19 protein-coding genes are annotated in these 20940 nt (G+C 65.2%); 6 read left to right on the top strand and 13 right to left on the bottom strand.

Annotation, left to right across the window (positions count from 1 at the left end):
* Positions 1–18 precede the first annotated feature (18 nt).
* Entirely contained in the window at positions 19–1626 is a 1608-nt protein-coding gene (locus ASB57_RS23520) for a YdgA family protein (protein ID WP_057654390.1), read from the bottom strand.
* 362 nt (positions 1627–1988) lie between these two features.
* Here ASB57_RS23520 and ASB57_RS23515 point away from each other — a divergent pair, with 362 nt between their 5' ends.
* Genes ASB57_RS23515 through ASB57_RS23500 form a run of 4 tightly spaced genes read left to right on the top strand, consistent with a single transcriptional unit; the run spans position 1989 to position 6577 of the window.
* Complete coding sequence (locus ASB57_RS23515; protein WP_057654389.1) at positions 1989–3560, top strand: DEAD/DEAH box helicase; 1572 nt, start codon at positions 1989–1991, stop codon at positions 3558–3560.
* A 1-nt stretch (position 3561) separates the two neighbouring features.
* Entirely contained in the window at positions 3562–4191 is a 630-nt protein-coding gene (locus ASB57_RS23510; RefSeq protein ID WP_057654388.1) for a LysE family translocator, read from the top strand.
* A 37-nt stretch (positions 4192–4228) separates the two neighbouring features.
* On the top strand, positions 4229–5842 hold the full coding sequence (locus tag ASB57_RS23505) for a peptide chain release factor 3 (protein ID WP_057654387.1): 1614 nt from the start codon (positions 4229–4231) through the stop codon (positions 5840–5842).
* Between the two features lie 36 nt (positions 5843–5878).
* A complete protein-coding gene (locus tag ASB57_RS23500) occupies positions 5879–6577 on the top strand; it encodes a hypothetical protein (protein ID WP_057654386.1) in 699 nt (232 codons plus the stop codon).
* Positions 6578–6649: 72 nt separating this feature from the next.
* On the opposite strand, the gene bfr is transcribed toward ASB57_RS23500, so the two are convergent.
* The 4 genes from bfr to rpoN form a co-directional block, all read right to left on the bottom strand.
* Entirely contained in the window at positions 6650–7126 is a 477-nt protein-coding gene (gene bfr / locus ASB57_RS23495) for a bacterioferritin (RefSeq protein WP_057654385.1), read from the bottom strand.
* A 166-nt stretch (positions 7127–7292) separates the two neighbouring features.
* Positions 7293–8168 (bottom strand): DMT family transporter, encoded by an 876-nt coding sequence (locus ASB57_RS23490; protein WP_057654384.1) that lies wholly within the window; start codon positions 8166–8168, stop codon positions 7293–7295.
* A gap of 46 nt (positions 8169–8214) precedes the next feature.
* Positions 8215–8508: a bacterioferritin-associated ferredoxin gene (locus ASB57_RS23485; protein ID WP_057654383.1), complete on the bottom strand. Its 294-nt coding sequence runs from the start codon at positions 8506–8508 to the stop codon at positions 8215–8217.
* 102 nt (positions 8509–8610) lie between these two features.
* Positions 8611–10032: an RNA polymerase factor sigma-54 gene (gene rpoN / locus ASB57_RS23480; protein ID WP_082621786.1), complete on the bottom strand. Its 1422-nt coding sequence runs from the start codon at positions 10030–10032 to the stop codon at positions 8611–8613.
* 63 nt (positions 10033–10095) lie between these two features.
* Between rpoN and ASB57_RS23475 the strand changes: the two genes are divergently transcribed.
* Together ASB57_RS23475 and leuA are read left to right on the top strand one after the other, a co-directional pair.
* The gene (locus ASB57_RS23475; RefSeq protein ID WP_057654381.1) at positions 10096–10800 is read left to right on the top strand and encodes a hypothetical protein; all 705 of its coding nucleotides are present in this window, start codon (positions 10096–10098) and stop codon (positions 10798–10800) included.
* A gap of 541 nt (positions 10801–11341) precedes the next feature.
* Positions 11342–13057: a 2-isopropylmalate synthase gene (gene leuA / locus ASB57_RS23470; protein WP_057656379.1), complete on the top strand. Its 1716-nt coding sequence runs from the start codon at positions 11342–11344 to the stop codon at positions 13055–13057.
* Positions 13058–13153: 96 nt separating this feature from the next.
* Here leuA and ASB57_RS23465 read toward each other — a convergent pair whose 3' ends face one another.
* The 8 genes from ASB57_RS23465 to ASB57_RS23430 all read right to left on the bottom strand — a co-directional run bounded on the left by ASB57_RS23465 (position 13154) and on the right by ASB57_RS23430 (position 20940).
* Positions 13154–14029 (bottom strand): carbohydrate ABC transporter permease, encoded by an 876-nt coding sequence (locus ASB57_RS23465; RefSeq protein WP_082621785.1) that lies wholly within the window; start codon positions 14027–14029, stop codon positions 13154–13156.
* Positions 14026–14901 (bottom strand): carbohydrate ABC transporter permease, encoded by an 876-nt coding sequence (locus ASB57_RS23460; RefSeq protein ID WP_057654380.1) that lies wholly within the window; start codon positions 14899–14901, stop codon positions 14026–14028. The genes ASB57_RS23465 and ASB57_RS23460 overlap by 4 nt, the downstream gene beginning before the upstream one ends.
* Before the next feature lie 13 nt (positions 14902–14914).
* Complete coding sequence (locus ASB57_RS23455) at positions 14915–16210, bottom strand: ABC transporter substrate-binding protein (RefSeq protein ID WP_057654379.1); 1296 nt, start codon at positions 16208–16210, stop codon at positions 14915–14917.
* A gap of 47 nt (positions 16211–16257) precedes the next feature.
* Positions 16258–17316 (bottom strand): ABC transporter ATP-binding protein, encoded by a 1059-nt coding sequence (locus tag ASB57_RS23450; protein WP_057654378.1) that lies wholly within the window; start codon positions 17314–17316, stop codon positions 16258–16260.
* 116 nt (positions 17317–17432) lie between these two features.
* Positions 17433–18260, bottom strand: a complete 828-nt coding sequence (locus tag ASB57_RS23445; protein WP_057654377.1) for a phosphodiesterase — start codon at positions 18258–18260, stop codon at positions 17433–17435.
* Positions 18261–18293: 33 nt separating this feature from the next.
* Positions 18294–19286 carry an ABC transporter ATP-binding protein gene (locus ASB57_RS23440; protein WP_057654376.1) on the bottom strand — a complete coding sequence of 331 codons (993 nt, stop codon included), beginning with the start codon at positions 19284–19286 and terminating at the stop codon, positions 18294–18296.
* Positions 19283–20107 carry an ABC transporter permease gene (locus ASB57_RS23435; protein ID WP_057656377.1) on the bottom strand — a complete coding sequence of 275 codons (825 nt, stop codon included), beginning with the start codon at positions 20105–20107 and terminating at the stop codon, positions 19283–19285. The genes ASB57_RS23440 and ASB57_RS23435 overlap by 4 nt, the downstream gene beginning before the upstream one ends.
* Complete coding sequence (locus ASB57_RS23430) at positions 20107–20940, bottom strand: ABC transporter permease (protein ID WP_057654375.1); 834 nt, start codon at positions 20938–20940, stop codon at positions 20107–20109. The genes ASB57_RS23435 and ASB57_RS23430 overlap by 1 nt, the downstream gene beginning before the upstream one ends.

Here is a 20940-nt window from a genome sequence, read left to right as displayed (position 1 = left end):
GCTTACTTGTCTACTTGCTTACTTGCGACGGGCCGGAGGCGCGGGCACGGCGGCCGCACCGGCATCGGGCGCGACGCCGTCTTGCGGCTCGTCGCCTTCATCGCCGTCCGGCTGGTCCGAATCTTCTTCGTCCATGCCGTCTTGCGGATGCATGCCCATGGCCATGCCCATCACCATCATGGCGAACTCGTCCAGGGGCATTTTCTTGCCGTTCAGATTCACGACCTTGTCGGCATAGTTGAGTGTGCCGACCACGTTGGCGCCGTCCTTGCTCAGGTAACCGGTGGCCACGGCCATCTGCGCCATCGCCTGGGTCGTTGCATCAGCCTGCTTTTGCGCGGTGGCGGCATCCAGGCCACCGTGCTGCTGCATCTGCTGGGCCAGGATGCTGGTCACCATCGGCGTCGACACGGTCAGCTTGGCGTCCAGCTTTTGCAGCAGGTTGGTGATCATCTGGTCGATCGGCTGGTCCGTGGAGCCGGGATCGCCCAAGTCCAGGGTCATGTCGAAGCGCGACTCGCCCTTGGCGTTGTGAACCAGGATGGGATCGATGAAGAAGGTGGGCTTGCCCGCCAGCAGGGCCTTGCCCGCCGCCATGGCTTTTTCGCGATCCGCGGGCGGCAGGTCCAGCGCCTGTTCCGGATCCTCGCCCGGCTTCTGCTTCATGGTGCGCGTCAGCACATTGCCATACAGCTCGACCAGGGTCTTGACCGCATCGGCCGCCAGATTGCGCGCGCCGAAGCCGACACGCACGCCGGCGACGTCCTGGCCACCCAGGTTGAGCATGCCCACGTCGTACATGACGCGCGCGGCCAGGCCGTTGGCGCCTTCGGTCAACTCGGCGTTCTGCGTGTAGTTATTTAGCAGGATGGCCGGGCTGGTGTTGTGCAGAATGCTCATCTGCTTGACCGCCAGCTGGTTGGTGCCCACCTGCAGGCCAGCCTGGCCCTGGTGCATGTCGCTGCTCAAGGTCAGGCCGGTGAGTTGCACCTTGCCCGGCTCCTTGGGGTCCTTGATGTCAAGGCTGATGCTGTCGATGCTGCCGGAAACCTTGGCGGCCTTGGTGGCATAAGCCACCGCCACCTGCAGGTTCATCCCAGAGAACTTCAGGTCACCGTCGGGACGCAGGACGTCGACCGGCTGCAACACCAGGTTGCCAGCGACGTCGCGGTTGTAATGGACGGTGGCATTGCCGGACAGGGGCGCCGTGCCCTTGGTCAGCTCGAACCAGCTCTTCACCGTTTCGTTGTTGACCAGTTCGAAAGCGCTGGTGGCCATGACGGGCGCCAGGGCGCCGCTCTTCAGGCGGGCCAGCGGGAAGGGACCGTGTTCGATATGGTCATGCAGCAGGAAAGCGACGTCCTTCGCGGGCTTGCCCTTTTCGGCGGCCACGCCTTCGAGCGTCAGGCTGTATTGGATGTCGGACGAGAACACGTGCCGTTCCAGGGACACGACCTCGATCTTCATCTTGGCGTTCGGCATGAAGGCCTGGATCTTGGCGTTCCCTTCATCCACACCCTGGCGCACCACCGCTTCCACACGCTTGCCCGTGTACCACGACGCGCCTACCCAGGCGACACCAGCAACCACAATCACGCCAACTACGATACCTAGCGACTTTTTCATGAGGCTTCCACTTCCCGGTTGATTTAAGGGCGGGATTATAGGTGTTACAAATGCGGCTGCACGATGTAAACGGTACTCAATATCAGCAAACGGTTACTGAACGCTACCGAACTGGCCTGCATTTCATCGCGTTTCGTCAATCCGGGAAATCGAGAAGCAGGCGTTACAGCGCCCTCCATGCACGACCATTCCCTGGCCCCGTGTTCAGCTACAATGCGCGCCGTGTGCAATGCCAATCGGCACACATCCCATGCGTGGCGTTCGCCGCCGTGACTGGCCCGCCGGGCCATCCTTTTCTCCTGTTTCCGTCCGCCTTGATTGGAGTCTCTCAACTGAGCGACAGGCTGCCGCTGGAGTTGTACTTGACTGCCAATACCACCTTCGCCGACCTCGGGCTGGCCGATTCCCTGTTGCGCGCCATTGCCGAAACCGGCTACACGGCCCCCACGCCCATCCAGGCCCAAGCCATTCCGCTGGTCCTGCAAGGCGGCGACCTGCTGGCCGCGGCTCAGACCGGCACCGGCAAGACCGCGGGCTTCACGCTGCCCATCCTGCACCGCCTGATGCAGGCGCCCGCCGCCGTGCGCAAACCCGGCCGCCCGCGCTGCCTGATCCTGACGCCCACGCGTGAACTGACCGCACAGGTTGAAGAGTCGGTGCAGACCTACGGTAAATACAGCTCGCTGAAGTCCATGGTGATGTTCGGCGGCGTCAACATCAATCCGCAAATCAACGCGCTGCGCAAGCCGCTGGACATCCTGGTCGCCACGCCGGGCCGCCTGCTCGATCACGCCGGCCAGAAGACGGTCGACCTGTCGGGCGTGGAAATCCTGGTGCTGGACGAAGCCGACCGCATGCTGGACATGGGCTTCATCCGCGACATCCGCAAGGTGCTGGCCCTGTTGCCGGCCAAGCGCCAGAACCTGCTGTTCTCGGCCACGTTCTCGGACGAGATCCGCACCCTGGCGCGCGGTGTCCTGAACAATCCGGGCGAAGTCTCGGTGACGCCGCGCAACACCGCTACCGAGCTGGTCAAGCAGACCATGCATCTGTGCGAACAGCATCACAAGCGTGACCTGATCAGCCACATCATCCGTGAAAGCGGCTGGCACCAGGTGCTGGTGTTCACGCGCACCAAGCACGGCGCCAACCGCCTGGCCGAAAAGCTGGTGAAGGACGGCCTCAGCGCCGCCGCCATCCACGGCAACAAGAGCCAGGGCGCGCGCACGCGTGCGCTGGCCGGCTTCAAGGACAGCAGCGTCACCGTGCTGGTCGCCACCGACATCGCCGCGCGCGGCCTGGACATCGACCAGCTGCCGCAGGTCGTCAATTTCGAATTGCCCAACGTGCCCGAAGACTACGTGCACCGCATCGGCCGCACCGGCCGCGCGGGCGCGACGGGCGCCGCCATCTCCCTGGTCGACCCCAGCGAAGTGAAGCTGCTGCGCGCCATCGAGAAACTGATCCGCAAGCCCATCGATCGCATCGAGATCCAAGGCTGGACGCCGCCCGTCGGCGGCCCCACGCATGAGCGCGACGACGAGGACGACGAACGCGACAACCGTGGCTTCCGCAACGGCTCGGGCCGTAACGGCAACCGTTCCTCCAATGGCGGTGGCCGTGCTGGCCAGGGCCAGGGCCGTTCGGCCAACGGCGGTGGCGGTGCTCGTGGTGGTAATGGCCAAGGCCAGGGCCGCCCCGCGGGTGCGGCAGGCGCCGGCGCCCGTAGTGGCCAGGCACCCCGCAGCGGTGCGGGCCGCAACGGCGCGGAAGGCCGTGCCGCCAACGGTAACGGCGGCGCCAATGCCGGCGCGCCGCGCAACGGCGGCGAAGGTCGCCGTCCGGCGCCGGCACGCCAGGCTGAAAACCGCCCGGCCGCGCCCACGGCCCGCCGTTCGGATGGCGCCCGCCGTCCCGCCCTGCTGTCCAAGTAACGTGACGCTGTCCACCTGGCTGACCTTCTTTCTCGCATCCTGGGCGATTTCCTTTTCGCCCGGGGCGGGTGCCATTTCCGCGATGTCCTCCGGACTGAAGTACGGCTTTGCCCGCGGCTATTGGAATACGGTCGGCCTGATCAGCGGCATCCTGTTCCAGTTCGTGGTGGTCGGCGTGGGGCTGGGCGCGGTGCTCGCCACGTCGGAGCTGGCCTTCGCCGTCGTCAAGTACCTGGGCGTGGGCTACCTGATCTACCTGGGCTGGCGCCAGTTCCGCACCGACGCCGCGCCGGTCACGGTGGACAAGGGCGAGCCGGCCAAAGCTTCCGTGCGCTCCCTGGTGGTGCGCGGGTTCCTGGTCAACGCCAGCAATCCCAAAGGCACGGTTTTCCTGCTGGCCGTGGTGCCGCAGTTCATCGATACGGCGCACGCCCTGACGCCGCAGTATTCCGCCATCGCGGCGACCTTGGCCTTCACCGACCTGGTCGCCATGGCGGTTTACACCCTGTTGGCCGCGCGCGTGCTGCGGCTGCTGCGAAGCCCGCGCCACATCCGCTGGATGAACCGCGCTTTCGGCTCGCTGTTCATCGCCGCGGGCCTGTTCCTGGCGACGTTCCGGCGCGCCAGCTGATCCGGCCGCTTCGCATCGCTACGTAGAGAATGCCTAGATGAATATCCAACAAGAAGTCGCGCGCCGCCGCACATTCGCCATCATTTCCCACCCTGACGCGGGCAAGACCACGCTGACCGAAAAGCTGTTGCTGTTCGCAGGCGCGATCCAGATCGCCGGCAGCGTCAAGGCCCGCAAGGCCAGCCGCCATGCGTCCTCGGACTGGATGGAAATCGAAAAGCAGCGCGGCATCTCGGTGGCCTCGTCGGTGATGCAGATGGAGTATCGCGACTGCGTCATCAATCTGCTCGACACCCCGGGCCACCAGGACTTCTCGGAAGATACCTATCGCGTGTTGACGGCGGTGGATGCCGCCCTGATGGTGATCGACGCCGCCAACGGCGTGGAGCCGCAGACCAAGCGCCTGCTGGCGGTCTGCCGTGCGCGCAACACGCCCATCATCACGTTCATCAACAAGATGGACCGCGAAGTGCGCGAGCCCCTGGACCTGCTGGCCGAGATCGAGTCGCACCTGGGCATGGACACGGTGCCGTTCTCGTGGCCGGTGGGCATGGGCAAGGCCTTCGGCGGGGTGTTCGACATCCGCGAAGACCGCATGCGCATCTTCCGCCCGGGCCAGGAGCGCCGCGGCGGCGACGACGACTTCATCCAGGGCCTGGCCAATCCGGAAATCGCCCAACGCTTCGGCAGTGCTTTCGACCAGGCCAACGGCGAAATCGAATTGATCAACGAAGCCTCGCCGCCCTTCGACGAAGCGGAGTTCCTGGCGGGCCGGCAGACGCCGGTGTTCTTCGGCTCGGCCATCAACAACTTCGGTGTGCAGGAAGTGCTGGACGCCCTGGTCGACATGGCGCCGCGCCCTGGCTCGCGCCAGTCACTGCAGCGCGAGGTCAAGCCCGAGGAACCGCGCTTCAGCGGCGTCGTGTTCAAGGTGCAGGCCAATATGGACCCGGCCCACCGCGACCGCGTGGCCTTCGTGCGGGTGTGTTCCGGCCGTTTCGAGCGTGGCATGCGCCTGAAGGTCAGCCGCACGAACAAGGAAATGCGGCCCAATAACGTGGTGTCCTTCCTGTCGCAACGGCGCGAGCTGCTGGACGAAGCCTACGCGGGCGACGTGATCGGCATCCCCAACCACGGCGTCCTGCAGCTGGGCGACGTGTTGACCGAAGGCGAGCAACTGCAGTTCACAGGGCTGCCGTTCTTCGCCCCGGAACTGTTCCAGGCCGTGGAAGTGAAAGACCCGCTGCGGACCAAGCAGCTGCGTACCGGCTTGATCCAGCTGGGCGAGGAAGGCGCGATCCAGGTCTTCCGGCCCGTGGCCGCCGGCGGCGCCATGCTGCTGGGCGCGGTTGGCCAGTTGCAGTTCGAAGTGGTGGCCCATCGCCTGAAGGCCGAGTACAACGCCGACGCCCGGCTCATGCCTTCGCGCTACACCATGGCACGCTGGATTACGTCGGAAGACCCCAAGGCGCTGCGCAAGTTCATGGATGCCAATGCCGCCCACATCGCCTATGATGTGGTCGACGCGGCGGCCTTCCTGGTGAGCTCGTCCGCCCAGTTACGGGTGGCGGAAGAGTTATATCCAGATGTGAAATTCCATGCCATGCGTGAGCACGGGGGCCGTGTCTTCGGCGACAAAGTCCAGTCCTGATACGATTACTGTCCCTTGAGACCCGAGAGGTTAGGAATGTCTTGGCGAGTATTGTTCGCAACACTGCTGGTAGCGCTGGGCGCGTCGGCGTGGGGCGGAATCCAGTTCGGCGATTGGCTGGTGGCGCACGCGCCCCCGGCCGCACCCGCCCCCGGTCAAAACGGCGGGGCGGACGAAGCCATTCTGGATGCAAACGGCCGCCCCTATATGGCCCAGCCGCCGCAACCGCGGGTGGATGGCACCCTGGGCGTCCCGGAAAAGCCGGCTGATACCGATTGGCAGGTCAACACCGTGTCCCTGTTCGACACCGTGCATGACCCGCTGGTGCAGCTGTCGCGCGACTCCATCACCATGGATCAGGCGCGCCAGATCGCGGCCGAGACCAACGTCCCCGTGCCCACCGGCAACGACGTCAGCACCCTGGACCTGGCCACGCAGCAGGCGCAAACCCAGCAGGCGGCCCAGCAGTACGCCCAGATCCAGGCCTCCCGCAACGTGACCCAGTCGACCATGGTGCAGGCCATCGACATGCCCACGCCGCGCCAGCAGCAGGCCATGGCCAATAACAGCGCGGGTGCCAGGGGCTGGCAGGACGCCCTCAAGCAGGAACTGGCGCAGTGCGCGTCGGCGGGCTTCTTCGATCGCCCCACCTGCTCCTGGAATGCCCGCAACAAGTACTGCGGACCCAACCAGGCCTGGGGCACCATCGCCGAATGCCCGAACAAGGTCCAGTAAAAATAACGTCCAACAAAAAAAGCGCCGGTCTTCCGGCGCTTTTTTTTACCTGCTTGTCTTCCCGGGCCGCTATCAGCCGTCGACTTCCATCTGGCTTTGCAGATAGTTCTGCAGACCCACCTGATCGATCAGGCCGATCTGGGTTTCCAGGTAGTCGATGTGTTCTTCGGTGTCGTCCAGGATGTCCTGGAACAGATCGCGCGACACGTAGTCACGCACCGACTCACAGTAAGCGATGGCGTCCTTGACCGTGCCTTGGGCAGCGGTTTCCAGCTTCAGGTCACAGGCCAGCAGTTCCGGCACGTCCTCGCCGATCAGCAGCTTGTGCAGGTCTTGCAGATTGGGCAGGCCGTCGAGCATGAAAATGCGTTCGATCAGACGGTCGGCATGCTTCATTTCGCCGATCGACTCTTCGTACTCGTGCTTGCCCAGCTTGTTCAGACCCCAATGGCGCAGCATGCGGGCATGCAGGAAATACTGATTGATCGCCGTCAACTCGTTGGTGAGCTGTTTGTTGAGGAACTGGATGACGGTTTTATCGCCTTTCATGATGGAACTCCTTGCTTCGATTGCCCGCAGACTACCATCGGTATGGCTTCGCGAATACCCCTTTTCTCTCACGTCGTAAATGGCTTTGCGACCGCTATACGAAAGCGTAAGCAGGAAAGAAATGAGAATGAATCTGGATCAATTCGCACCCTAAATGACGCGAAAATCAGCCCAAAACCCCTTTATTCACGGGGTTGCGCGTCGCCAGCCAGATGCCCGCGGCAATCGGCAAAATGCCCAATAAGTCCATCGCCGCGACGTGTTCGCCGAGCGCAAGCCAGCCAAATAACAGCCCGAGCGGCGGCATAAGAAAATGCAACGCACTGGCTGCTGTTGCGCTGGAACCGCGAAGAATATGGAACCAGAGGCCATAACCGCCGACCGACACGGCGAAAACCATATACATCAGGCTCCAGAACAGGTTCGCCGACCAGTTGATCGGCTGGCCACTTTCATACAGCAGCGCAAAGGGCAGCAAGGCCACCGCTCCCGCCAGCGCCTGCAGGCCCGTGGCCTGCCAGAGTCCGCTCACCGGCGGCAGGCGCTTGTACAGCAACGTGGCCGCCACCAGGGCGAACAGGCCGCCCACCACCAGCCACACGCCATGGGGATCTTCGTGCATGCCGCCCAGGCGTGAACGCAGCACCAGGGCTACCCCCGCCAGGCCCAGCAACAGGCCCACGAACTTGCGCCCGGTCAGGCGTTCGCCAAGTATCGGGCCGGCGAGCACGCCGATCAGCAGGGGGTTGGTGCTGATCAGGACGGCCGTGAACGCCGAGGACACGGTCAGCATGCCGGTCCAGCTCAAGCCCAGGTACAGCGCGTTGTTCAAGACGCCCAGCACGAAAAGGGTACCCAGCTCGCGCCAGCCGGGCCGCCGCAGGCTGCCGTTCCAGGCGGCCAGCGCCAGCAAGGCGGCGGCGGCCAGGAAGAAGCGGATGGTCAGCAGGGTCAGCGGCGGGCAGTCGCGCAGACCGAACTTGGCGCCGGCGAAGGCGGAACTCCACAGCACACAGAACAGGGCGACCGGCGCCCAGCGCATGCGGGGCGCCTGGCGTAAATGATCGTGGGGATGCCCCGACACGGGGTCAGGCGGCGGCGATGACGGGAATGGGGAAGGAATTGGCGGCATGACCGCCCTGGTCGGCTAGCGCGACCGCGGCACCGGGAAGGCGTCCGCGCGAGGGGACGGCAACCGATTGCACATGACAAACGCTGGAGCAGCGTCCGCCCGGCAGGTATTCCGCCGCGGTGGCCGCGCACGAACCGCAGCACGAAGCCACGCCCAGCTCGAATTCCAGGTCATCCAGAGACGTAGCGCCCGCGTCCACACAGGAACGGACTTGACGTTCGGTGACTGCATTACATACGCAAATGTACATGAGAATAATTATTAATGCTTATCCAGCTTCATGCAAGTGCGAAAAACGGGGACGTTCGCGAAATAAATCGGGGGCGGTTCTCGCGCAAAAAGGGACGTGCTTTCAGCGCAACGTTGCCTGGGCCTTGCGCACCGACGCCGGGGCAATCCGCAGCGCTTCCCGGTATTTGGCCACGGTACGGCGGGCGATGACGATCCCCTCTTCGGCCAGTTTCAGCATCAGCTGATTGTCCGAGAGCGGTTTGGCGCGATTTTCCTCTGACACCATGCGGCGGATATGCGCCTGCACGGCGGTAGCGGACGCCGAATCGCCCGTTTCCGTGGCCACGCCCGCGCCGAAGAAGTGCTTGAGTTCCAGGGTGCCGAAGGGCGTGAGCATGAATTTCTGCGTGGTGGCGCGGGAAATCGTCGATTCATGCAGGCCCAGTTCGCCCGCGATTTCCTTCAGGATCAACGGCCGCATCGCCGATGGGCCCTGGCTGAAGAAGGCCGCCTGGTGGTTCACGATGGCCTGGGACACCCGCAGGATGGTGTCGCAGCGCTGTTCGACGTTGCGGATCATCCAGCGCGCCTGCTGCAGCTGGGCGTGCAGGCCGGCGTGGTTCGACTCTTTCTGGTTGCCCAGCATCTGGGCATACAGGCCGTTGATGCGCAGGCGCGGCATGGCGGCGCTGTTCAGCACCACCTGCCAACCCTTGCGGGCCTTGCGCACGATGACGTCCGGCACGGCGTAGTCCGCCGCGCCCACCGTCCAGGCGCGGCCAGGCCGGGGGTCCAGCTTCAGGATCAGGGCGCGCGCGGCGCGCAGCCTGGCATCGTCGCAATGCAGGGCTTCGCGCAGGCGGGCCGGATTGCCGGCCGCCAGCAGCGCCAGATGGTGGGCGCAGATTTCGCGCGCACAGGCCAGCACCAGGGGCTCGGCCGCCTCGGGCAGGCGGCTGATGTCCGGCTGGCGCAATTGCAAGGTCAGGCATTCAGCCATGTCGCGGGCGCCGATGCCGGGGGGGTCGAAAGACTGCAGCAGCCGCTGGGCGGCGCGCAGTTCATCGATGTCGGCCTCGGCGTCTTCCGGCAGCCATTGCAGGATCTCCTCCAGCGGCGACCCCAGGTAGCCGTTCTCGTCGAGTTCATCGATCAGGAGCGTCGTCAGGGTGACGTCGCGCACGCTGGCGCGGGTCAGGGCCAGCTGGCCCAGCAGGTGCTCACGCAGGGTATCGGGCCGCGCCGCTTCGGGCAGGTCGTTGTCCTCGTCGTTGTAGACGCCCTTGGAGCCGGGCATTTCGTCCAGCGGCGTTTCGCGATCGGGCGCGGGATCGTCATCCTGGGCCGAGGCTTCGCGATTGGGATCGGTTTCGTCCGAACGCACGTCCTCGTCGCGTTCCAGCAGGGGGTTTTCCGCCAAAGCCTGGGAAATCTCGGTTTCCAGGTCGAGCGTCGACAATTGCAGCATCCGGATGGACTGTTGCAACTGGGGCGTCAGCGTCAAATGCTGGCCTGGACGAAGTTCGAGACTATGCCGCGTCATAAATATGTTTCTAGGAGATGCCGTTCGATAAATAGGTGCGGAGTCATAGGTACAATATTTTGCATGAATACGACCTCACCCGATCGCATCCGTCAGGACTGCCGTCTGATCCGTCAGACCTTGCTCAGACTGGCCACACCCCGCCTGGTGCTGCGGGCCGTCGTCATCATAGTGGCAGCCGCCATTTGGCTCTACGGCGCCGGCCAGATTACCGACTTCGGGAAAACCATCAACTATGGCGCCCTGCAGCCGCTGGGACAGCAAAGCATAGACCTGTTGAACCGCCTCAACCCGTATCTCTGGTGGGGCGTCGCGGCCATCTGGTTCCTTATCGTCTTCTTCATCGTGCGCAGCTGGCTGCGCGGCAATATCGAAGCCGCCCGCGCCCGCGTGGTCCCGGCCGACACCTTTGCCGACCTGGTGCCGCAATTGTCCGAGGACGTCGTCGACGTGGTGCGCTGGTGTTGGGGCAGCCGTGACGAGCCCTTCACCGTGGGCGACCTGCAACGCGTGCTCAGCGAAACCCGCCATGGCCGTATCGACAAGATCGCCATGGTGCGCGAGCAGGAAGCCATGCTGGGGCTGCCGCCCCTGCCGGGTACCGGTCCGGGGCCGCTGCGCGCGCAAGCACCCGTGCTGGATGACCGCCTGCCCCGCGTCGGCGCCCGTGATTACCGTGACGTCGGCCGGCAGGATCCCGGCCTGGACGACCGTCCGGCCCCGACCCGCGGCGTCCACGTTGAACCCCGTATCGGGCCCAGCAAATAAAGCAAGGGCGCACCACTGCTCACCCAGCCCTCCGTAAACCGCCTCTTCGCAGGCGGTTTCGTTTTTTGCGGCAAGGCATGGGAAATTGCTCCCGCCGGGACGCCCTGGACTTGCGCCACGCCCGATTTTGTGTTCGACTAGCGGCTTACTTTATCGATCAGCCCATGGCCCACACGCGCACTTCCTTCGCGATGACTACCGGACGCAACAGCGCCCCGGCGGTCGGCGTGCGCGCTGATTCGTCCTTTACCACCAGCCTCCCGGCTGTGTCGGCCCCCCAGTCCGCCCGCGGCTCCCTAGCCGTGAGCGCGCTATCGCTAGCGCTAACCCTAACGATCGGTTGCCGGGCCTAGCGTCCCGTGGCAGTTCGGCAGCCCTCAGCGCCACCTCGTCTTACCCCCGTCTTTTTTCGTCCTTAGTATTCGCCGGTTGATGCCGGTACCGCCGTACAGGAAGCTCGTGCAGGCCACCTCGTGCCTTGGCCCTGAGCACCGTCCGGCGGCGCCGCCGAACCGCGCCCACCCGTAAAGGTGCCCTGACCATGATGCTCGCCAACCCCGCCACCAAGTACGTACCGTTCGCCCCGTTCGCCAAGGATTTCTCCGAACGCACCTGGCCCAGCCGCCGTATCACGCAGCCGCCGATCTGGATGAGCACCGACCTGCGCGACGGCAACCAGTCCCTGATCGAACCGATGAGCGTCGAGCGCAAGGTGCGCTTCTTTGAACAGCTGGTGAAGATCGGCTTCAAGGAAATCGAGGTTGGCTTTCCGTCCGCGTCGCAGACCGACTTCGACTTCGTGCGCAAGCTGATCGAAGAAAAGCGCATCCCCGAAGACGTCACCATCATCGTGTTGACGCAGTCGCGGGAAGAACTGATCACGCGCACCGCCGAAGCCGCCGCCGGCGCCCGCCGCGCCATCATTCATCTGTACAACGCCGTCGCGCCGGCTTTCCGCAAGGTCGTGTTCAACATGACCCGCGAACAGATCAAGGAAATCGCCACCACCGGCACGGCCTTGATCAAGCAGGCCATGAAGAAGTATCCGCAGACGCAGTGGGCCTATCAATACTCGCCCGAAGTGTTCAGCACCACCGAGCCGGATTTCGCGCTCGAAGTGTCCAACGCCGTGGCCGATGTCTGGCAACCGACGCCGGACAACAAGATGATCCTCAACCTGCCGGCCACCATCGAGGCGACGTCGCCCAATCTGTACGCCGACCAGATCGAATGGATGCACAAGAACCTGGCGCGCCGCGACAGCATCGTGCTGAGCGTCCACCCGCACAATGACCGCGGCACCGCCGTGGCCGCCGCCGAATTCGCCGTCATGGCAGGCGCCGACCGCATCGAAGGCTGCCTGTTCGGCAGCGGCGAACGCACCGGCAACGTCGACCTGGTGACCCTGGCCTTGAATCTCTACACGCAGGGCGTGCACCCGGGCCTGGATTTCTCCGACATCGACGAAGTGCGCCGCTGCGCCGAGTACTGCAACCAGTTGCCCGTGCATCCGCGCCATCCCTATGCGGGTGACCTGGTCTTCACGGCCTTCTCCGGTTCGCACCAGGACGCCATCAAGAAGGGCCTGGCGCAGCAGAAGGCCGACGCGGTCTGGGAAGTGCCTTACCTGCCCATCGACCCGGCCGATCTCGGCCGCAGCTACGACGCCGTGATCCGCGTCAACAGCCAGTCGGGCAAGGGCGGCGTGTCCTACCTGCTCGAGCAGGAACATGGCCTGGCCTTGCCGCGCCGTCTGCAGATCGAATTCAGCCGCGCCATCCAGCGCGTGACCGACGAGACCGGCAGCGAAGTGACGGCCGATGCGGTGCACGGCATCTTCAAGAAGGAATACCTGGAACAGCACTCCCCGTGGAAGCTGATCCGCCACCGCATCGTGGGCGACCCCGGCGCGGGCGAAGGCCGTGATTTCCGTGTCGAAGCCGAAGTCGAAGTAAACGGCACGCGCCGCACCATCGTCGGCGAGGGCAATGGCGCGATCTCCGCGTTCGTGGCCGCGCTGGGCATGCCCGTGAAGGTCATGGACTACCACGAGCACGCCATCGGCGCCGGCGCCGACACGCGTGCCGCCAGCTACGTGGAAGTGCGGATCGGCGATGCGCCGACGGGCTTCGGCGTGGGCATCGACCGCGATATCGTGACCGCGTCCTTCCATGCGCTGCTCAGCGCCGTGAACCGGCACCTGAGCGCCAACCCGGACCAGGTCGTCGTCCCGGCGGACGAAGCCGTCTCGGCTTGATGTCCCGGCGTCCGCGCGGATCGATCCCGCGCGGACAGCAGGACCAAAGGGCTGTTGCCACCTATCCGTGGCAACAGCCCTTTTGCATGGCCGCGCTCAGCGTATGCCGGCGCGCAGGAAGGATTGGACGAACTGCCGCTGGAACAACAGGAACGCCACCAGCAGGGGCGCCGCGGACAGCAGGGTGGCCGCGGTGATGACCGACCAGTCTATACCCTGATCAGTCGACGAGAAGACTTGCAGGCCCACGGTCAGCGGGCGCGCCTCGACCGAGTTGGTGATGATCAGCGGCCACAGGAAGTTGTTCCAGTGGTAGCTGACCGACACCAGGCCATAGGCGATATAGGTGGGCTTGCCCAGCGGCACGTAGACCTTGAGCAAGACCTGCAAGGCGCTGGCGCCTTCCACGCGCGCGGCTTCCTCCAGCTCGCGCGGTATGGTCTTGAAGGTCTGGCGCAGCAGGAAGATGCCGAACGCCGACGCGAAGTACGGCAGGGCGATGGCGAACACCGTGTCGCGCACGCCCAGCCAGCTCATGGTGCGGTAGTTTTCCACGATGAGCACGTCGGGCATCACCATCAGCTGCAACAGCACCAGCAGAAACAGAAACTCGCGGCCGCGGAATTCCAGGCGGGCGAAGGCATAGCCGGCCATGGTCGACAGGACCAGTTGCGCGACCAGCACCATGGTCACCAGCATGAAGGTATTCAGGTAGTAGCGCGGGAATGGCGCCGCCTCCCAGGCGCGCGCGAAGTTTTCCAGGGTCCACGGCGCGAACAGGTCGAAGCGCGTGGCATAGGCCGGCGGATGCACCGCCGCCCACACCGCATACAGCAGCGGCAGGATCCAGATGATGCCCAGCAGCCACGCCCCGATCGTGTCCAGCCAGGCGCCGGCTTCGCGCGGTTTCGCATCCGACCGCTGAACGGGTCTTGCGCCGCTGCTGGCGCGGGGTTTCACACTGGCGCTCATTGGTAGTGGGTCCTCTTGTCCAGCCAGCGGAACTTGATCGCCGCGATGATGCCCAGGACCAGCAGCAGCACCACGGTCAGTGTCGCGGCGTACGCGGTGTCCCAGAAACTGAAGCCGATCTGGTAGATGTAGAACAGCAACAGAGTGCTGGCGTTGTCAGGGCCGCCATGCGTCATCACCACCACGTGGTCGATCAGCCGGAAGGCATTGATCAGCGCATTGATCAGGACGAACAGCGTGGTCGGCATGAGCAGCGGCCACAGCACGCGGCGGAAGTACTGCCAGCGCGACGCGCCTTCCAGCATGGCGGCCTCGCGCAGCGAAGGCGACACGCCTTGCAGGGCCGCCAGGTAGAAGATCATGAAGAAACCGGCTTCCTTCCAGACCGACACCATCATCAACGCCGGCAAGGCGGTTTCGCGCGTGCCCAGCCAGTTGGGGCCCGTCAGGCCGAACCACTGCAGAATCTGCGCCAGCAAGCCGTACTGCGGGGTGTAGAAGAACAGCCAGATATTCGCCACGGCCACCATGGGCAGCACCGTGGGCGTGAAGTAGGACAGGCGCAGGAACCCGCGCCCGGCCAGGCCGCGGTTGACCCACAGGGCCATCAGCAGCGCGATGCCCACGGCCACCGGCACGGTGCCCAGGGCAAACCACAGGTTGTTGATCAGGGCCCGCCAGAAGACGGGGTCCTGCAGCATCACCTGGTAATTCTCCATGCCGACGAATACCGCCGGGCGGCGGCCCTTGGGCGTGGAGAAAAAGCTGTGCCACAGGGTCGCCAGCGCCGGATAGTGAGTGAACGCGACGAGCAGGACCATGGCCGGCAGCAACAGCAGCCAGGCGTAGACGGCGTTCAGGGTCCTGTTCATCGCGGGGTCACCTTTACTTGTATGAACGCAGCACGCGGTCCGCTTCACGTTGCGCGTCGGTCAGCGCCTGTTGCGGCGTCTTGGCGCCGGTCAGGGCTGCTTGCAGCGCATCGTTCAGCACCTTGGTCACGCGCTGGTTCTCATGCGTCGAGAATTCAGCCACGCTGACGTCCAGCTGGTCGCGCGCCACCGCGGCGGCGGGCACTTCCTGCGCGTACTTCTTCATCTTGTCGGTCTGCCATGCAGCCGGGGTCACCGCCACGTAGCCGGTAGCGATGCTCCAGTCGGCCGCGCGTTCCGGCGCCGTGGCCCAACGGGCGAACTTCACCGCGGCTTCCTGCTGCGCGGGGGTGGCGCTCTTGAAGACGTAGAAGTTGCCGCCGCCGGTCGGGCTGCCGCCACGCTTCTGCTTGGGCATCATGGCCACGCCGAAGGGGAAGCTGGCGTTGCTGCGGATGTTGGTCAGGTTGCCGGTGGTGGTCCAGATGATGGCGGCCTTCTTTTCCAGGAAGTCCTTGGGCGTGGTGCCCCAGTCGATGGTGCCGGTGGGCATGACACCATGCTTGGCGGCAAGGTCGCGCCAGAACTGCGCGGCTTCGACGACGGCGGGCTTGTCCAGCATGACCTGGTTGCCGGCATCGTTCATCAGGATGGCGTCGTTGGGCGTGGTCAGCGCCTGGAACAGCCAGTACGCGAAGCTGCCGCCCGACGGAATCTCCAGGCCCCACTGCGTGACGTTGCCGGACGCATCCTTCTTGGTCAGCTTCTTGGAAAACTCGACCAGTTCCTGCCAGGTGGCGGGCGGATGCTCGGGATCCAGCCCGGCTTCCTTGAACATGGTCTTGTTGTAGTACATGACGATGGTGGAACGCTGGAAGGGTACGCCCCACACATGGCCGCCAGTGCGGCTGTTCTGCATGAAGGCGTCGTAGAAGCCGCCCAGCCATTGCTTGCCGGCCTCGTCCTTGGCCAGGCCGTCGATGGGGACGATGGCGTCCTCATCGATCAGCGTGAACATGTCGGTGGACAACAGCACCGCCAGCTGCGGCGGGTTGCCGCCCTTCAGCGCGGTCAGCGCCTTGGCGATGGAGTCCTGGTAGGAGCCGGCATATACGGGCTTGATCTTGATGCCGGCGTTTTCCTTCTCGAAGTCCGACACCATGGTGTCGATGATCTTGGTGATGGGACCGCCCACCGCGACCGGGTAGTAGAACTCCACTTCGACCGGCTTGTTCTGGGCGTAGGCGGGCAGGGACAGGGTGGCGCCGGCGATCACGGCGGCCAGGCTTTTCAGTACGGTACGTCGCATGGTGGAAAGATCTCGCTAATGGGCAAACGATGGGGCTACGGATGAGGCTACGGATGGGAAGCCAGCGCCACGGCGCTGGCATCGAAAAAGTGCTGATGCCGGGTATCCCATTGCAGGTGCAGCACCGCGCCGGGCGTGGCGTGCAGATGGCCGGTGACGCGCACCGCGATACCGCTGCTGCTGCCCACGCTGCAGGTGACGATGGAGTCGGCGCCGAAGTATTCGACGCTCTGCACGATGGCCACGTGGCCGACGTCGTCATTCGCCAGACGGATGTGCTCGGGCCGCACGCCCAGCTTGCACGCGCCGGCGGGCGCCATGGGCACCGCCGGGCCGCCGGTGCCGGCCGGCACCAGGGCGCCCGCGACGCTGTCCAGGGTGATGAGGTTCATCGGCGGCGTGCCGATGAAGCGCGCGGCGAACTCGGTGGCGGGACGCGCGTACAGCCGGTCCGGCGTATCGCATTGCTCGATCACCCCATTGCGCAGCAGCACCACCTGGTCGGCCATGCTCATGGCCTCGGTCTGGTCGTGCGTGACGTACACCATGGTCATGTTCAGCTGTTGCTGCAGGGCGCGAATCTCGCGGCGCATCTCATGGCGCAGTTGCGCATCCAGATTGGACAGCGGTTCGTCCATCAGGCACACCGGCGCTTCGGAGATCACCGCGCGTCCCAGGGCCACGCGCTGCTGCTGGCCGCCCGACAATTGCGACGGCTTGCGATCCAGCAGATGGCCAAGGCCCAGCAGGCCCGCGACGCGGTCCAGGCGGCGCTGGTAATCGGCGGCCGGCTCCTTGCGAACGCGCAGGCCGAACAGGATGTTCTCGCGCACCGACAGATGCGGGAACAAGGCATACGACTGGAACACCATCGCCACGCGGCGCTTGGCCGGCGGCAGATCGGTCACGTCGCGGTCGCCGATGTGGATGCGCCCCGAGGTGGGCGTATCCAGTCCGGCGATCATGCGCAGGGTGGTCGACTTGCCGCAGCCTGACGGGCCCAGCAGCACGGTGAAACTGCCGGCCGGCACGGTGAAGGCCACATTGCTGATGGCCGCCGCGTCGGCGTACTGCTTGGTCAGCTTATCCAGAACTATCGCGGCCATGTCCCCTCGCTCTGTTTGTTTTTCATGGCTATTGTGCGGGCAAATGAAATCCTTTTCATTTTGCGCTGCGAACATGACCGAATCATGGCACTGTCCCCACTACTTCATCGACGACGTCACTCATCGATGAGGGCGCCGCCCTCGTGGAAAGGATAGGGTCCCGCGTAATCGCCAATGAAGGCAACGTGGCTGACGAGCGCGCCGTTGCGCCATTCGTGCAGATGGAAGCCGGGCGGCTCCATCACGAAAGCCGACGGGCCGTCCGGCCGCAAGTCCAGCGCGACCTGGTGCGCCGGGCTCGGGCAGGTCGATGCGATGGTGCCCGCAAAGCGTCGGAAAATGCTGCGGTGCAGGTGGCCGCACAGGATGCGCTCGACGTTGGGATGCGCGCCGACGATCTCGGCCAGCCTTTCGGTGCCGCTCAACAGGCCGATGGCGTCCATATGGGCGATGCCGGTTTCGAAAGGGGGATGGTGCATGACGATCACCGTCGGCCGGTCCGGCTGTTCATTCAGGCGGTCCGCCAGCCAGCCCAGACGTTGCTCGCACAGCGAACCGTGGCTTTGTTCCGGCACCACGGTATCCAGGGCCAGCACCCGCACGGGGAAATCTTCCACCGTGTACTGAATGAAGCCGCTCACGTCCACCCCGCCCAGATAGGTGTGTTCCGCGAAGATTTCGCGCAGCATGCCGCGCTCGTCGTGGTTGCCGGGCAGCAGCACGTAAGGCATGCGCAGGCCATCCAGCATTTTCTTCAGATGCGCGTATTCGGCAGGCCTGCCGAAGTCGGTCAGGTCGCCGCTGATCACCACCAGGTCGGGCGCGGGATCGAGGCTGTTGAGCGCCTGCACGGCCGGCGGCAGATAGGCGTCGGTTTCGACGATGCGGTAGGCCTTCTGGCCTGGCAGACGAATGTGCAGGTCGGTAATCTGGGCGATCAGCATGAGGTTCCTGGGGAATGTGAGACTGAATGGGGTTCAGGCGGGCAGCGGACGGAGCAGGCGCAAGGACACCGCTTCGCCCACGCGGTGATCGCTGTCGGCGGGCAGGATGACGGGGAAGGCCTGGCCGTCGTCCAGCTCCAGTTGCAGGCGCAAGGTGGCACCAAGGAAAAAGCGCGACGTGACCCGGGCCTGTTGCGAGGACGGCAAGGCGGGGAGCAGTTCCACCTCGTGCGGGCGGAAGGCGAATGTCTCGTCGCCGCTGCCCAACACGCCATGCTCCAGCCGCCCGCGCACTTTACAGAGCGTGCCCAGGAACTCGCCGACGAAGGGCGTGGCGGGCTGTCGATACAGCGTTTCGGCATCGCCCACCTGTTCCAGGCGGCCCGCCGACATCACGGCGATGCGGTCGCCCAGCATCATGGCTTCATCCTGGTCATGCGTGACGATGACGGTGGTGATGTGCAGCTCGCGCAGCATCTGCGCCAACTCCACGCGCAGGCGTTCACGCAGCTTGGCGTCCAGCGCCGTGAGCGGTTCATCCAGCAGCAGCACGCGCGGCTCGATCGCCAAGGCGCGCGCCAGCGCCACGCGTTGGCGCTGGCCGCCGGACAGCTGCGCGATGCGGCGTTCGGCCAGGGCTTCCAGGCGCACCAGCGCCAGCATCTGGCGGACGCGCTCCTGGCGTGCCGCCTTGGACCATTTGCGTATGCGCAGGCCGTAGGCGATGTTCTGCGCCACGGTCATATTGGGGAACAAGGCGTAGTTCTGGAACACCACGCCGACGCCGCGCGCTTCGGGCGGCTGCGCGCTGACGTCCTCGTCGTCGAACAGGATGCGCGTGCCGGCATCGGCGCTTTCCAGGCCGCATATCAGGCGCAGCAGCGTGGTCTTGCCACAGCCCGAAGGACCCAGCAGGGCCAGGGTACGGCCGCCCTCGATGCGCAGGTCCATGGGATGCAGCGCGTGCGAGCCGTCAGGCCAGGTCTTGGCGCATTGTTCCAGCGTGATGGTGACGGGGTGCTTCATGAAGATAATCTCGAAGAGGCGGTACGTGCCGCCAGCCATTGCAGGCCCAGCAGCAGCGGCAGCAGCATGAGCAGGAAGACCAGGGTGTAGGCCGAGGCCACTTCCAGCCGCATCGATGCGTAGCTGTCGGCCAGGCCGACGGGCAGGGTCTGCGTCAAGGGGGTATGCAGCAGCCAGGTCAGGTTGAATTCGCCGACCGACAGGGTCAGCACGGTCAGGGCGCCGGTCAGGATGCCGGGCGCGGCATTGGGCACGACGATGTGCAGGAAGCGGTGCAGGCGCGACGCGCCCAGGGTGGCGGCCGCCTCGTCCAGGACGGCCAGGCCCCCCATGGCCATGCTGGCCGCGGCCGCGCGCACCATGAAGGGCAGCGTGAACAGCACGTGGCCGATGACGATGAACGTCACGCTGCTGCGCAAGTCGCCGACCGTGCCCCAGGACACGATCAATGCCAGCGCGGTCGCCAGGCCGGGCACGGCCACCGGCAGGGTCAGCAACTCCTCGAAGGCACGCGCCACGCGGCCGCGTTTGAGTTGAAGTGCCCACGCCGCCGGCACGCCCACCAGCAAACAGACCGCCAGCGTCGCCAGGGCGATGCCCAGCGAGCGCCAGATGGTGGCGGAGTACAGGTCCCAGACCTGCGCCACCCAGCGCAGGGTCAGGCCGCTGGACAGGCCCACGAAGTAGTTTTTGGTCAGACCCGCCAGGATGGACAGCACCACGGGCCCGATCAGGAAGGCCGCGACCACCAGCGTGGCAGTCAGGCCCAGGCGGAATTCGAGCTTGCCGCCGCGCTTGGGTGCTGCTGCAGAAGCGCGCATCATGCTCCCGCTCCCGCACGGCCACCGCCCAGCGAATGTGCCGCGTACAGCACGACCCAGGTCACCAGGCCCAGCACCACCGACAGCGCGGCGGCCACGGGAATGTTGGCGTAGTTGGTGAACTCGTTATAGATGGTGGTGGGCAACACGTCGATCTGCGTCCCTAGCGTGAAGACCGTGCCGAACGCGCCCATGCTGGTGGCGAAACACATCGCGCCCGCCGCCATCAGCGCCGGCGCCAGGGCAGGTAATTCGATGTCGATGAAACGCCGCGGCGCGCTGGCGCCCAAGGTGCGCGCCGCTTCCAGCAAACCCTGGTCGAGTTGCTGCGCGGCCGCCGTCACCATGCCTATGGTGCGCGGCAATGAGAAATACAGATAACCGAGGAACAGCCCCGCCATGCCGTAGGCGAACACCAGCGGCGAACCCGTCATGGCCCGCGTCACGCTGGCCAGCAGGCCTTGGCGGCCGGCCACCAGGATGACCAGGAAGCCGACGACCACGCCGGGAAACGCCAGGGGGAACATCAGCAGGCCGACCAGCAAACCACGTCCGAAGAAGCTTGGATGGCGTGCCAGAAAACGTCCCACCGGCAGCGCGATGACCAGGGTGGCCAAGGTGGCCGCCAAGGACAGCAGCGTGGTGTTCAACATGCTGCGCCAGTACTGCGCGTGCGTCAGCACGATCCAGTAGGCCGAGGGCGCCGGGGTAGCCCCGTCACTCCCCTGGCCGCCGAACCCCATCAGCGCCAGGCGCGCCATGGGAAACAACCAGAAAGCCACGAAGAGCGCCGCGGCCGGCGCCGCGAATCCGATCCAGCCGCGACGGCTCAT

The organism is Bordetella sp. N, assembly GCF_001433395.1.
In the GTDB taxonomy this organism is placed as follows: Bacteria; Pseudomonadota; Gammaproteobacteria; order Burkholderiales; family Burkholderiaceae_B; genus Bordetella_C.
The sequence above is the reverse complement of the archived record's forward strand: the minus strand, read 5'-3'. Positions and strand labels throughout refer to the sequence as shown.